Origin of the sequence: Filimonas zeae, from assembly GCF_014641615.1 — a bacterium.
Classification (GTDB): domain Bacteria; phylum Bacteroidota; class Bacteroidia; order Chitinophagales; family Chitinophagaceae; genus Filimonas; species Filimonas zeae.
Genome location: NZ_BMIB01000003.1, coordinates 706,325 through 720,481, shown reverse-complemented (window position 1 = coordinate 720,481; position 14,157 = coordinate 706,325). Strand labels below are relative to the sequence as shown.

The 14,157-nt window shown below is 47.0% G+C and carries 10 protein-coding genes; 9 read left to right on the top strand and 1 reads right to left on the bottom strand.

The window, feature by feature from the left end; all coding sequences use genetic code 11:
- Positions 1 to 40 precede the first annotated feature (40 nt).
- The 8 genes from IEY13_RS16105 (at position 41) to IEY13_RS16070 (ending at position 11,618) form a co-directional block, all read left to right on the top strand.
- A complete protein-coding gene (locus IEY13_RS16105) occupies positions 41 to 1,438 on the top strand; it encodes a sensor histidine kinase (RefSeq protein ID WP_188953921.1) in 1,398 nt (465 codons plus the stop codon).
- 112 nt (positions 1,439 to 1,550) lie between these two features.
- Positions 1,551 to 2,039, top strand: a complete 489-nt coding sequence (locus tag IEY13_RS16100) for a MarR family winged helix-turn-helix transcriptional regulator (RefSeq protein WP_188953919.1) — start codon at positions 1,551 to 1,553, stop codon at positions 2,037 to 2,039.
- Between the two features lie 81 nt (positions 2,040 to 2,120).
- The gene (gene hutH / locus IEY13_RS16095) at positions 2,121 to 3,677 is read left to right on the top strand and encodes a histidine ammonia-lyase (protein ID WP_188953917.1); all 1,557 of its coding nucleotides are present in this window, start codon (positions 2,121 to 2,123) and stop codon (positions 3,675 to 3,677) included.
- Positions 3,678 to 3,688: 11 nt separating this feature from the next.
- A complete protein-coding gene (hutU, locus tag IEY13_RS16090) occupies positions 3,689 to 5,353 on the top strand; it encodes a urocanate hydratase (protein WP_188953915.1) in 1,665 nt (554 codons plus the stop codon).
- 63 nt (positions 5,354 to 5,416) lie between these two features.
- The gene (locus IEY13_RS16085; RefSeq protein ID WP_188953913.1) at positions 5,417 to 5,959 is read left to right on the top strand and encodes a GNAT family N-acetyltransferase; all 543 of its coding nucleotides are present in this window, start codon (positions 5,417 to 5,419) and stop codon (positions 5,957 to 5,959) included.
- A 145-nt stretch (positions 5,960 to 6,104) separates the two neighbouring features.
- Positions 6,105 to 6,572: a hypothetical protein gene (locus IEY13_RS16080; RefSeq protein WP_188953911.1), complete on the top strand. Its 468-nt coding sequence runs from the start codon at positions 6,105 to 6,107 to the stop codon at positions 6,570 to 6,572.
- A 78-nt stretch (positions 6,573 to 6,650) separates the two neighbouring features.
- Positions 6,651 to 9,056: a glycoside hydrolase family 2 TIM barrel-domain containing protein gene (locus tag IEY13_RS16075; protein ID WP_188953909.1), complete on the top strand. Its 2,406-nt coding sequence runs from the start codon at positions 6,651 to 6,653 to the stop codon at positions 9,054 to 9,056.
- Between the two features lie 210 nt (positions 9,057 to 9,266).
- The gene (locus IEY13_RS16070) at positions 9,267 to 11,618 is read left to right on the top strand and encodes a TonB-dependent receptor (protein WP_188953907.1); all 2,352 of its coding nucleotides are present in this window, start codon (positions 9,267 to 9,269) and stop codon (positions 11,616 to 11,618) included.
- Positions 11,619 to 11,737: 119 nt separating this feature from the next.
- On the opposite strand, the gene IEY13_RS16065 is transcribed toward IEY13_RS16070, so the two are convergent.
- Positions 11,738 to 12,625 (bottom strand): hypothetical protein, encoded by an 888-nt coding sequence (locus tag IEY13_RS16065; protein WP_188953905.1) that lies wholly within the window; start codon positions 12,623 to 12,625, stop codon positions 11,738 to 11,740.
- A 160-nt stretch (positions 12,626 to 12,785) separates the two neighbouring features.
- Between IEY13_RS16065 and IEY13_RS16060 the strand changes: the two genes are divergently transcribed.
- Entirely contained in the window at positions 12,786 to 14,105 is a 1,320-nt protein-coding gene (locus IEY13_RS16060; RefSeq protein WP_188953903.1) for a hypothetical protein, read from the top strand.
- Positions 14,106 to 14,157: the final 52 nt, after the last annotated feature.

Here is a 14,157-nt window from a genome sequence, read left to right as displayed (position 1 = left end):
GGAAACTGTTTCGTATCCCTTATTTTGTAAAACACAGTGAATGGTTGAAATTGGCGTAACCGGTAAAAGACGTATTACCAGCCCCCAGGAAGAAGAAGGCAAACAAAGATGGCATATTGTACAATTAATCTGTGGATATACCGGCATTCTGGTAGTGGTATATGGTCTGTTGTTCTATGCTGTATCGCGCGAGTGGCTGATACTGGCCCCTGCTATAGGCTTTTGCGTACTCTTTTTCAGTGTTAAATGGTTTACCGGTAAAGAAAACTACCGGCTTACGGGTTTTCTGCTGCAGATAGTGTACTGCCTGGTAATGCTGTATTACGGCATTATTCTGGGCAATGTGGCCCAGGTACAGTACCTCTCTATTTTTATGATCAGTATTTCAGCGCTGTTGTTCCGGCCCGATGATAAAAAACTCATCTATGGCAGCGCCCTGCTACCGGTAGTATGCCTTACTTTTCTGGAACTGAATTATTCAAACGACTGGATACGCCCGCTGTTTTTTTCCTACCAGCAGGAGCAGATATTCCGCTGGCTCATTCTTTTTGTGGTAATACTGCTGAATTTTATACTGCTGAGTATGCACCAGCAAAAACTGGTGGGTATGCTGCGTAAATCGCGCGAGTTGTTTTATCAGCTCGATATCAGTCACCAGGAGTTACTCATGCACTCAGAAAGTCTGGAGCAGCAGGTGCTGTTACGTACAGAAGAACTCAACAAACTGATAGTGCAGCTGCAGGGTGCCAACCGCCTTAAAACCGCCTTTTTACAGGAAAACAATCACGAGGTAAGAAACCCCGTTAACAGCATTCTCGGCTTTACAGAGCGGCTGTTAAAGCATAAAAAAGCCCCGTTTTTAACCCCGTTGGAAGAGCAGGAACTGATAGAATGTATTTATAGCAGCGGCCAGCACCTGCGCAACGTGGTAAGCAATGTACTGGACTATTCCCGCCTGGAAGCAGGCCGCGAACTGCATTTATATTACGAGGAATTTGATGTACGTGAATGGCTGCAAAAATCGGTACTGGTATATGGCGTAATGGCCCGCGAAAGAAAAATAAACATTCACCAGCGGGTAGATGAAAATGTACCGGCTACCATTAAAACCGATAAAACCCGTATTACCCAGGTATTCTTTAACCTTATGGGCAACGCGTTTCAGTTTACGCCACGCAATAAAAGCATTTACATACACTGCTGGGTAGAAGACAATCGTCTGATGCTGAAAATACGCGATGAAGGCACCGGCATAGCAGCCGGCCGCATAGGCAGTATTTTTAATGAATACGAAACTGCCTACCACAAAGGAGGTGCGGGCCTGGGCCTGGGTATTGTAAGAAAACTGCTGGATTTGCTGGAAGGTGATATTGAAGTAAGCAGTGTGGAAGGGGAGGGCAGCATATTCCGCATCAATATTCCCTTGCAACCACGTTAATTTTCATATAGCATCTGCCATATTATTCTGCCGCACTGTTTTAACAACGTGCGGCATTTTTCATTCCGGGGAATGTAGTATCTTCGATTTATATAAGCACTTATATAATTACATGAATTTCTATCAATCACTCGGAGTACTGGTGTTTGGCAGCCGCCTCAAAAGGCTTAGCGATGCCTTCCTAAGCGATGTTAACCGTATTTACAAATCGCACGACATTCCTTTTGAAGCCTCGTGGTTTCCGGTATTCTATCTGTTGTCGCAACAGGAAGCCGTAAGCATCAGCGATATTGCCACACAGCTGGAGGTAAGCCACAGCGCTGCCAGCCAGCTGGTAAGCAGCCTTCAGGAGAAGAAGATACTTAAAACCGCCACCACGCCCGATGACGCGCGTAAAAAGCTGGTAACCTTTAGCCCCAAAGGCAGAAAAATACTGGCGCAGGTATTACCGGTCTGGACTGCCCTGCAGCAGGCCATGGAGCAGCTGATACAGGAAGGAGAACACAGCAAACACCTGCTCAGTGCTATTACCGATATAGAAAACCGGCTGGAACAAACGCCGCTGCTCAGTCGTATCGAAACGCATCTGCAAAGTCCTTAAGCCTGCATTCACCCCAGGCATATAAACTATATTCCCCAACAGCCGGTTGGCACCGGCCCATATATAAATACTACCACAGCTATGAACTTTCATTACGGAACCGACCGCCTTACAGTAGCCCATACCCTGGCCATAGCCAAACGGCAGCTGAAAGGCATATTACACGATAGTGCCCGCCAGGCCATTGCCGCCAGCGAAGCGCATGTGCAGAAGATTGTAGACCAGCAAACCACCGTATACGGTATTAACACAGGCTTTGGCATTCTGGCCAATACCAGCATCAGCGCAGAAGACACACGCACACTGCAATACAAAATATTACAGAGCCATAGCGTAGGGGTAGGCAACCCCATACCCACCGAAGTGGCTAAAATTATGCTTATAACCAAAGTGCATGCACTGGCCCAGGGCTTTTCCGGCGCACAGCTGAGTACACTGGAGCGGATGATATGGCATATTGACAACGATATTATACCTGTAGTGCCCGAGAAAGGTTCCGTAGGCGCCTCCGGAGATCTGGCGCCGCTGTCGCACCTGTGTCTGCCCCTGATAGGGCTGGGTGAGGTGATAGTAAACGGTGAAATTAAACCCACCCGCGAAGTACTGCAGCAATACAACCTGGCTCCTGTACAACTGGGCCCTAAAGAAGGTCTGGCGCTGATTAACGGCACCCAGTTTATTCTGTCGTTTGCGGTAAAAGCGGTGGAGCGTATGCACTACGCGCTTGAAGCAGCCGATATTATAGGGGCTATGAGCCTGGAAGCCCTTACCGGCACCAGCGCACCGTTTGATGAAAGGCTGCACCAATTGCGCCCTTATACCGGCAATCAGCTGGTAGCCCAACGCCTGCGCCTGCTGCTGGGCAACAGCGATATTATGCAAAGCCATATTGACTGTGGCCGCGTGCAGGACCCATACTCTCTGCGCTGCATGCCACAGGTGCATGGTGCCAGCCGAACCGCCTGGCTGCACCTGAAAGAGCTTACTGAAACCGAGTTGAACTCCGTTACCGATAACCCTATCATTTTCTCCGCCCACGATACCATCAGCGGCGGTAACTTTCATGGTCAACCCATGGCGCTACCGCTGGATTACTGCTGCTTTGCTGCCGCAGAAGCCGGTAACATCAGCGACCGCCGCAGCTACCTGCTGCTGGAAGGTAAATGGGGGTTGCCCGTACTGCTGATGAACAACGTGGGCCTTAACAGCGGGTTTATGATACCGCAGTACACCACCGCTGCACTGGTAACCGAAAATAAAACCCTTTGTTTCCCCGCCAGCGCAGACAGCATTCCCACCTCACTGGGCCAGGAAGACCATGTAAGCATGGGCAGCATCAGCGGCCGAAAGCTGAACACTGTACTGGACAATCTGGAATACATTCTGGCTATTGAACTTATGAGCGCCTGCCAGGCAATTGAATTCCGCCGCCCGCTCAAAAGCAGCGCTATACTGGAAGCTGCTCACGGCTACGTACGCAGTTTTGTATCCTTTGCAGAAGAAGACCGCATTTTTGCAGTGGATATTCTTAAAATACGGCAAATGCTCAGCGATTTCTCCTTTGTACAACATGTAAACACCTGGGCCACTCAACAGGGCGTTACTTTAAACGAACAATACCCCGCCTTCTCATTATAAAACCAACTGTTATGAATCAGAATACCTACAAAAACTACGATGTAGAAAAATATAAAACACCCACCGGAACACAGTTAAACTGTAAAGGCTGGGTACAGGAAGCAGCCCTGCGCATGCTGCTGAACAACCTGAACCCCGAGGTAGCCGAGCGTCCGGACGATCTGATCGTATACGGAGGCCGTGGTAAAGCTGCACGTAACTTTGAAGCACTGGACAATATTATTGCCGGGTTGAAAAAACTGGAAGCCAATGAAACGTTACTGATACAAAGCGGCAAACCCATAGGCATACTGCAAACGCATACCGATGCGCCACGTGTACTGTTAAGCAACTCGCAGCTGGTGCCTAACTGGGCCAACTGGCAGCATTTTGATGAGCTGGAAAGAAAAGGACTGATGATGTACGGACAAATGACTGCCGGCTCCTGGATTTATATAGGCTCGCAGGGTATTGTACAGGGCACGTACGAAACCTTTGCCGCCGTAGCCCGCAAACACTTTAACGGTACCCTTAAAGGCACCCTGAGTGTTACCGCCGGTTTAGGCGGCATGGGCGGCGCACAACCGCTGAGCGTTACCATGAACGAAGGTGTTTGTCTGGTGGCAGAAGTAGAGGAGTGGCGTATAGATAAAAGGCTGGAAACAAAATACCTGGACATTAAATATACCAATATTGACGAAGCTATTGATGCTGCCGTACAGGCCAAAGCCGAAGGTAAAGCCCTGAGCATTGGCGTGCTGTGTAACGCCATACACCTGCTACAACGCCTGATTGAAAGAAACATAGCTGTTGATGCGCTTACCGACCAAACCAGCGCCCACGACCCGTTGATAGGGTATATTCCGCACACTTTAGACAATGCAGCAGCCAACGAATTACGCCAGACAGATAAAGACAAATACCTGGCACTGGCATATGATAGTATGAAACTACATGTAGAGCTGATGCTTACCCTGCAGCAGAAGGGCGCTGTTACGTTTGACTATGGTAACAACCTGCGCGCCCGCGCTAAAGAGCATGGCGTGCAAAACGCGTTCGATTTTCCCGGCTTTGTACCCGCATACATACGCCCGCTGTTCTGCGAAGGCAAGGGCCCGTTCCGTTGGGCAGCCCTCAGCGGCGACCCGGCAGACATAGCCGTAACCGATGAACTGATAGCCAACCTGTTTCCTGAAAATGAAAGCCTGCAACGCTGGTTAAAACTGGCCAAAGAAAAAATAGCTTTCCAGGGCCTGCCTGCACGCATCTGCTGGCTGGGCCAGGGCGAAAGGGAAAAAGCAGGTCTGGCCTTTAACGACCTGGTGCGCACCGGCAAAGTAAAAGCTCCCATAGTAATAGGCCGCGACCATCTGGACACCGGCTCTGTAGCCAGCCCCAACCGCGAAACAGAAGCCATGAAAGACGGCAGCGATGCTGTAGCCGACTGGCCTATCCTGAACGCACTGGTAAACACCGCTGGCGGCGCCAGCTGGGTGAGTCTGCACCACGGCGGCGGGGTAGGAATGGGGTACAGTATTCACGCAGGTATGGTAATAGTGGCGGACGGTACCGATGAAGCCGAAGCACGTTTAGCGCGTGTATTACGGAATGATCCGGGTATGGGTGTTATAAGACATGCTGATGCCGGGTATGAAGAGGCCATTGAAACTGCGAAAGCGCATCAGCTGGGTATATAGTTATTTTTACCAATCCTGCATCTTATACAATTGCAGGATTGGTTATTTTTCCGGAAACAAGCTATGTTTTCAGACAATATGAATAATACCTTTCCGCTACTTTACACCCACCGGCTTCTGCTACGTCAGCTAAACGCCGACGATATACCGGCACTGCTGAAATATGTAAACAATCCCCTCATCACAGATAACATCCTCAACTTCCCATATCCTTACCAGGAATACCATGCGGTGCATCGCCTCAGTTACGTGTACCAGGGCTTTGTAAAGAGAAGCCATTATGTATTCGCAATCATATGGCGGGAGGGGGAACCGGAGGAACTGATAGGAGAGGTAAGTCTTCATTTAGAACAAGGCTCCACAGCACAGCTCGGTTATTGGATAGGGCAACCTTACTGGAACAAAGGTATAGCTACAGAGGCAGTAAATGCTATCATTCGCTTCGGATTTGAAAAATTGGGAATAACAGAAATATTTGCAGAGTGCCACATAGATAACAAGGGATCGGAGCAGGTAATGATCCGCAATGGAATGCATAAAATAACAGAGCAGAACCATATGCTAAAATACATAATCAGTAATTCGCTTACTCACGTACAACAATAATCAACCCGCTATGTATTTTATTTTCTGCCTCTTCATGAGCCTGTTTCTCCCGGGCATTGTAGCTGTTATTATATATTTTATCACCCGACCGTTAATACGGAGATGGGAAGAATCAGGAAGGTTTACCGCGAAACAATACATCCGTATGCAGCAACTCATTGGTGCCGCTTTAATACTATTGGCAATTTGGACTTCCTATTCTGCTGCTTTTCCGGGAAGAAGCTTTTATGCAAGTGAGTTTAAAATGGTAACAGGCGTTGAATTACCGGCCTCCGCCCAGGTCAATGCTACTGCATTCGTTGAGCCCGACCTGCATGGTCACGAATGCATAGCTGCAAAATTTACGCTATTCCCCCCTGATTATAAATCACTCCTGCAAACAATGGAACATAAAACCGAAATGGCAGTCAACGTCCCCCCGCAAGACTGCTCTACTCTGCGTACAATACTGAGAGATACCACTGTAGATAAAATCAACTACGGCTTCCGCCGCAAAAATCAAGGGGCTTCGCATCACACGCTGTATATCGGTTTCTATGCCAACGATACATCGGTAGTGATACATCATTGCAATAGTTACTCCACAATGCCAGTTTCCTTCATACGCCGATAACATAGCCTCGCCCACAGCCAGCCAGCCTCATTTGTACTAAAAATAAGTAATTTAAATGCCGGATTAAATTACCTGAATATGAAACGATTGCAGATATGGCTTTGCTTACTGGGCATGATTCCTTTTGCATTACTGGCGCAACGGCAGGATGAACTGTTTAACACAGGGTGGAAATTCCACCGCGGCGATGTGCCGGAAGCGGCAGCTACCAGCTATAACGATGCAGACTGGCAAAGCCTTGTTTTACCACACGACTGGAGCATAGAATCACCCTTCAGCGAAGAATGGGCCAGTGCTACCGGGTATTTGCCGGGAGGCATCGGCTGGTATCGGAAAGCGTTTACCCTGCCCGAAGGCTTTGCAGGCAAAAAGGTTTTTATAGCTTTTGATGGAGTATATAACAACAGTGAGGTATGGATTAACGGCCATTACCTGGGCAAGCGGCCGAATGGCTTTGTAGCGTTTGAATATGAACTGACACCTTACCTGAACAAAACCGGCAGTAACACCATAGCCGTTAAAGCAGATCATACAAAATTTGCCGATTCCCGTTGGTACACCGGTTCGGGTATTTACAGGGATGTGCATTTATATGCAGTAAATCCCGTACACATTCCTCAATGGGGTGTAATGTTTACAGCTACCAACATTACAGCCAGGCAGGCGAAAGCACGTGTTCAGGTGAATGTGAACGGGCCTGCAACCGGAGCGGAGGTAAGGGCAGTGCTGATGGATGCTTATGGAAACCGCAAAGGCACCGCCCGGCAAAAGCTGGTGTTTAATAACGGGGATAGTGCTACAAAGGCTGATTTGTTATTTACCGTTCCCACCCCAGCTTTATGGAGCCCCGAATCACCCAGCTTATATACGCTTTCCGTTCAGTTGCTGGTAAACGGCAAACCAACAGATACCTGGAAAGAGGAGGTAGGCATACGTGATATCCGTTTTACTGCAGACAGTGGCTTTTTTCTGAATGGTAAAAACACCAAACTGAAAGGCGTATGTATACATGATGATGCCGGGGTACTGGGCGTAGCAGTACCACAGGAGGTATGGATACGCAGACTGGCTTTGCTGAAAGCAGGTGGCTGTAACTCTATACGAATGAGCCATAACCCGCATGCTGCCTATCTGTATAAACTCTGCGATCAGATGGGCTTTCTGGTAATGGAAGAAGCTTTTGACGAATGGGAGCTGGGCAAAAACAAATGGATTAAGGGCTGGAACAAAGGCTCACCCGGTAAAGATGGCTATCATGAATACTTTGCCAATTGGGCAGAGCAGGATATTGCATCCATGGTATTACGTACCCGCAACAGTCCGTCTATCATTATGTGGAGCATTGGCAATGAAATAGATTACCCTAACGACCCTTATTCGCACGAGGTATTAAGTACCGGCCGCAACCCGCAGATATACGGTAAAGGTTATCTGCCCGATCATCCGCCGGCAGCACAACTGGGAACGCTTTCTGCCCGGCTGGTAAAAGCAGTAAAACAGCTGGATACCACACGCCCGGTAACCGCCGCACTGGCAGGGGTGGTAATGTCTAACACCACTACGTATCCGGACAATCTGGATCTGGTAGGGTATAATTATCAGGAATACCGCTATGCTGAAGATCATGCTGCTTACCCCCACCGCATTATTTATGGTAGTGAAAACGGTATGCAACTGAATAACTGGAATGCGGTTGACAGCAACCGTTATATCAGCGCGCAGTACCTGTGGACGGGCATTGACTATATGGGCGAAGCAGGCTTGTGGCCCACCCGCAGCAACGGTGCCGGTTTAGTTAACCTGGGTGGCTTTGCCAAACCAGAATACTGGTTCCGGAAAAGCCTGTGGAGCAGTGAACCTGTGTTATACATTGGCAGTGCCAACGTAAGCAGAAGCAATGAAAGCGGCAACTGGACACACAAACTCGCAGAGCCGGTTTGGAACAAACGCACAGCCGACTCCATCAGTGTTCGCTGCTTTACCAATTGTGAGGAGGTGGAACTGTTTGTAAACAACCGCTCTTTGGGCCGTCAGCAACTGGCCTCCGCCACTAACAGAATACTTACCTGGAACCTGGTGTATGAACCGGGTACTGTTACCGCTAAAGGTTACCGGCAGGGCAAACAGGTAAGCTCCGCCGCCCTGCAAACTACCGGTGCGCCGGCGGGAATAAAAGCAGAAGTATACCAACACCTGATGATTCCGAAACAGGGTAGCCTGCAGCAAATAGCCGTTAGCTTAGTTGACGCAGATGGCCATGTGTTATACGCACCAGGCAACGCCATTACCGTAACGGTTAGCGGCAGCGCCACCTTAAAAGGAATTGAAAACAGCAATTTATCAGATACCAGCCTGTATAAAGCAAACAGCAAAAAAGTAGCCAACGGCCCGTTGATGGTATATGTAAAGCCACCGGAGGATGGAAGCAATTACACCGTAACCTTTACCGCTGAAGGTATACCAGCCAAAACACTGGAATTGTAACGGAAGTAGCCAGATGCACAGCATATATGCCGGGATGCCCTGGCAGAAAGTAGTAAATACATTATTGAAAAAAGAAAAAGCCGCTTCATTTATTTTGTGAAGCGGCTTTTTTCATGCTTGCACAGCACTCACATTCTTGTAACATTTTCCGCTTTGCGTAACACTCTATACTTGTAACAGGCCCAATTTCGCGCAAATTTCCACCTCATTATGAAGCAACTGATCTGCTTATTGCTGATGGCTTTTCCTTTTTTAGCATTCAGCAAAGCCATCGACCCTGAATCCGGCACCATTAAGGGCCAGGTAACCACCAGCGATAACAAACCTGCCTCTTTTGTACATGTTGTTATAAAGGGTACCCGCAAAAACGTAATTACCGAAGACAATGGTTCTTTCCTTTTCTCTAAAATAGCACCGGGTACTTATCAACTGGAAGTATCGTTGGTAGGTTATGAAACACTGCGCCAGCAGGTAGTGGTAGAAAAAGATAAAATTACTGCTGTTGCCGTTCAACTTACCGTATCTAACACACAGCTGGAAGAGGTAACTGTTACCAACGCCAGAAACAAGTTTGCAGATAAAACCAGCGAGCAGGTGGCCAGAATGCCACTGCGCAATCTGGAAAACCCGCAGGTGTATAACGTAGTAGATCGTCAGCTGATACAGGAGCAGATGGCTACAGAACGTACCGAGCTGTTCCGTAACATACCGGGTGCTGTACCTAACTTTTCTGCAGGCGGCTCGCAAGGGTTTAGCATGCGTGGTTTTACTACCACTATTGGTATGCGCAATGGAATGGCCACCAGTGCTATTGTTCCCCTTAATCCTATTATTATTGAGCGTGTGGAAGCTATTAAGGGCCCGGCAGGCACACTGTTTGGCAGCAACCGTAACACTACTTTTGGTGGTGTATATAACTATGTAACCAAAAAGCCCTATGCCGATTTTGGTGCAGAAATTAGTGCTACCGGAGGTAGCTTTGAATTCAGCAGATTAACAGCTGATGTAAATACACCTTTGAATAAAGATAAAACCCTGTTGCTGCGCGTTAACGCCGGTCTGCAATCTGAAGGTTCTTTCCAGGATCAGGGCTTTGGTAAAATACAAACCTTCGCGCCTTCTTTTACCTATCTGGCCAGCGACCGCCTCAAGTTTACTATTGATGCAGAATTTACCAGAGGCAACTATACCACGTCCGCCTTTGCTATTCCTGTTGCTGCTATAAACAATGTTACTGTACGTAACTTTAAAGACCTGCCATTAGGTTATAAATCATCCTACATCAACAACAGCATTGATATCAGCAATGGTATAGACAACATTCAGTTTCAAATGGAATACAAACTGAGTGACCAATGGAAATCTCAGACCAACTATCTGTACTCCAACGGCTTTTACAAGCATTTATACTGGACAACGTTCAATATGCTTACCGATTCCACCTTTTCCCGTTCTGTAAGAAACCAAACACCTGAAACCTTCGGTAATACAGAACTTCAGCAAAACTTTATAGGTGATTTTCATATCGGATCTCTGCGCAACAGAATGGTAATTGGTATTGACTATAACTATAATTACAACGAACTTTATCGCGCTACCGTAACCTACGATACGGTAAATATCCGCAGACCACTAAATGGCATTAATACAGACCGGATTGATGCACTCTCTTCTCAGGCAGGTTATAACGCTACCACCACCAAAACGGTAAACGCCAGCGCCTATATATCAGATGCCATCAATATCACACCTGAATTGATTGCTATGGCCAGTGTACGGGTAGACAGGTATAGCACCGACGGCACTTTTACACAAAGAACAGGTCTTTACGGTGGTGCCTATAAACAAACTTCTGTATCACCCAAGTTTGGCCTGGTATATCAGTTACTGCACAACAAACTAACCCTGTTTGGTAACTACATGAATGGCTTTGTAAACCAGGGCCCGGCATCACAGCCAGACGGCAGTATTCTTATATTAAAGCCACAATACGGTAATCAATGGGAAGGTGGGGTAAAGTTTGCACTGCTGAATAATAAAATCAGTGGCGGTGTAAGCTATTATAATATAGACGTTACCAATTCTACCCGTACAGAGTCAATAAACAACATGAACTTTACTGTGCAGGACGGCACTCAACGTAGCAGAGGGGTAGAAGTTGAATTAATTGCTAATCCGGTGGCAGGTTTGAACATTGTGGCTGGCTATGCGTACAATAAAAATGATTACACTAAAGCAAGCGCAGCATTACAGGGCAAGCAGGTAATTTACAGCCCTAACAATGTGGGCAATATCTGGGCAAGCTATGTTATTACCAAAGGCAGCGTAAAAGGTCTGGGCTTTGGTGCTGGCGGCAATTATGTAGGAGAGTGCTGGTTTGAAGCATCCAATACCATTAAAATGCCTTCTTACACACTAGTGGGTGCTACGGTATTCTTTGACCAGAAAAGCTACCGTATTGCACTGAAAGGTAATAACCTTACAGACCAGAAATACTGGAACAATAACGGCACACCGCAAAAGCCCATAAACTTCCTGGCGAGTGTAACGTTTAAGTTTTAATTCTTATATTATTTTATGAGAAAGCGGGTGTGTCATAGATTGATACGCCCGCTTTTTTTGCTTTCTGATAACGAAACAACTACAGTATCCGGGACTGGCAGCTAACTTTATACGCTTACTTAATTAATTATAATCTTCCGTTGTTTCGCTATCCGCTTGCCACTTTTGAATACAAATTCCAATTGCATGGCATACTCTCCCGTCAAACGGCTTTTCTGCGGTATCATAAACTGATATTTAAGTCCGTACTGCCCCAGATCAGCCGCATTAAATTCATCATGTGTGGCATAATTCAGTTCCTGTCTTAACTCTTCCAGTGAAGTATACTTCGGATTATTTAAACCGGTAAAACGGTCAAACTCTTCCAGCAACTCATCAGCTTCTGTAACACAGGTATCGAGCGTTTCTGTTTTCCTGCCCTTCTGCCAAAGGCTAAGCGTTAAAACCTTCACCGAATCATCCTTCATAGCGCTAAAACCCGGTACAAGTTTTATCAGATCAGAAGTATGGGCCTTGTAAAAAGAGTCTATAATAATCAGGTTATATTTTTCGCCTTTTGACAATGTACTTACCGAATCCAGCCGCTCATCTATAAAAAAGAAATCAGTAGCTACCAGTTCCGCCTTCTCATCTTCACAACCTACATAGGAGCAAAACAACTCACTCAACTGATCCTGTACATGCTGATTACCTACTGTAAACAGTGTCATTGCCAATATTAACAAGCAGCTGATGCCAAAGGCCCTCCACCTTTCCTGCGGCCTGCTGCGGAAATATTTAATAGCGGTAGCAAAAGCGGCTACCCAGGCAACCAGCAGTACAAAGTTGTTCAGCCATATAAACGTCTTTATATCCGGCATAAGGGCCAGTATCATAGACAGAAAAATGAAAACGCTGGCAACGGCTATCAACATTTTGGCTATTCCTTTCCGCTGTTCCGCCAGGATGGCAATAAAAAACCCGGCGAGAAATACAATGGGAAAAAACAGAAGTAACAGTCTGGTCATAAAAGACGGAAGTTATAAATTCTACCCGCAAGAATAAGGTTTTCCCAGGTAGAAATTATCTACAGCATATTGGCAAACGGCTTGCCTTTCAGGCAAGAGATTTTACTTTATAATCGTTAACGGATATAACTTGCATGCGTATTCACCTAAACTCAAAATAATGAAAAACAAACTACGACTTTTTTCACTACTGGTATTGCCTGCCGCATTTGCTTACGGCCAATCGCCCTACAGCCTTTACGATGTAACGCAAAAGGGATCCAGTACCGACAAGTTTATCACCGTAGAAACCCCTGCTGGCGGAGCAATGTTTACCGGCAGACAAATAGGTACCGGGTATGGCTTTAACTATCCCTATGGAGCGGTATTTTACGCAAAAACAGATGCCAGCTATCCCGATAATGTTTATTTCTACTCAGGCTACCACGGCACCAACTCTACAGCTGGCAGCGGCACAAACACCTTTTATGTGAGAGCAGATGGCCAGGGATACTTTGCCAAAAGACTGGGTATTGGAATAGCGGCGCCGTCTGTGGCGCTTGATGTAGCAGGTAGTGGACGCTTCAGCACCAATGTAACTGCCTACACTGCTACCCCCCTGGGTGCTACCAGCTATCAAACCGGCAACTTTCAGGCTGCGGTGCAGACTATTCAGTACGATGGCGGAGCAAGACCCGGATACGGGTTTCATGCCCTGGGCCGGTTTGCAACCTACTTATATGCAGATGGCGGACTGAGCCTGAAACTGAAAAGTGATGCGGGTACGGAAGCAACTGTATTAACTACTGCTAACATGGGAACAGAAGGTAATTTTGCGCGGGCAGGCGTTCAGCCTCCTGCAAACATGAGTACTCTTACCAGCCGCACTTTTCTGGGCTCTATAAATGGGCAGCTAGATGCACCCGTAGGAGATAATACCGTTTGGTGGAACATCATTAACGTGCGGCACCGAAATGGTGAATCCGATGGCAACCGTTATGGAATGCAATTGATAAATGGCATGACCAACTATAATAATCACCTTTACTTCAGAACGCAGTTTCAGGATAACTGGAGCGATTGGAAACAGATATGGCACAACGGCAATCTTAACCCCGCCAATTATTTTCCTGTTGCAGGTGGTAACATTACAGGTGACGTGAAAATAGGGGCTATTAATAATCCCAAAAATCTGGCAGTTGATGGCAATATCAAAACCCGTAAGATAACCGTAACACAAACCAACTGGCCCGATTATGTATTCGATTCTGCTTACCGCTTATCTCCGCTGACGCAGGTAGAGGCTTACATACAAGCCAATAAACATTTACCGGAAGTACCCGCTGCCACCACCGTGGAAAAAGAAGGGGTAGAACTGGCAGCCAATCAGGCACTGTTACTGAAAAAGATAGAAGAATTAACCCTGTATATTATTCAGCAGAATAAGGATATGGAAACGCTGAAAAAGCAGGTGAGTGATCTGCAACAGAAAATAAAGTAAAAAAGCCGGGTGTGCCTTACTCAAACACACCCGGCTTTATCTGCAAAAGCAG

What these genes read in the sequence shown, in the direction of transcription:
- IEY13_RS16105 (WP_188953921.1), top strand. Translation starts at nt 41, where the DNA reads ATGGTTGAAATTGGCGTAACCGGTAAAAGACGTATTACCAGCCCCCAG.
- IEY13_RS16100 (WP_188953919.1), top strand. Translation starts at nt 1,551, where the DNA reads ATGAATTTCTATCAATCACTCGGAGTACTGGTGTTTGGCAGCCGCCTC.
- hutH (WP_188953917.1), top strand. Translation starts at nt 2,121, where the DNA reads ATGAACTTTCATTACGGAACCGACCGCCTTACAGTAGCCCATACCCTG.
- hutU (WP_188953915.1), top strand. Translation starts at nt 3,689, where the DNA reads ATGAATCAGAATACCTACAAAAACTACGATGTAGAAAAATATAAAACA.
- IEY13_RS16085 (WP_188953913.1), top strand. Translation starts at nt 5,417, where the DNA reads ATGTTTTCAGACAATATGAATAATACCTTTCCGCTACTTTACACCCAC.
- IEY13_RS16080 (WP_188953911.1), top strand. Translation starts at nt 6,105, where the DNA reads ATGCAGCAACTCATTGGTGCCGCTTTAATACTATTGGCAATTTGGACT.
- IEY13_RS16075 (WP_188953909.1), top strand. Translation starts at nt 6,651, where the DNA reads ATGAAACGATTGCAGATATGGCTTTGCTTACTGGGCATGATTCCTTTT.
- IEY13_RS16070 (WP_188953907.1), top strand. Translation starts at nt 9,267, where the DNA reads ATGAAGCAACTGATCTGCTTATTGCTGATGGCTTTTCCTTTTTTAGCA.
- IEY13_RS16065 (WP_188953905.1), bottom strand. Translation starts at nt 12,625, where the DNA reads ATGACCAGACTGTTACTTCTGTTTTTTCCCATTGTATTTCTCGCCGGG.
- IEY13_RS16060 (WP_188953903.1), top strand. Translation starts at nt 12,786, where the DNA reads ATGAAAAACAAACTACGACTTTTTTCACTACTGGTATTGCCTGCCGCA.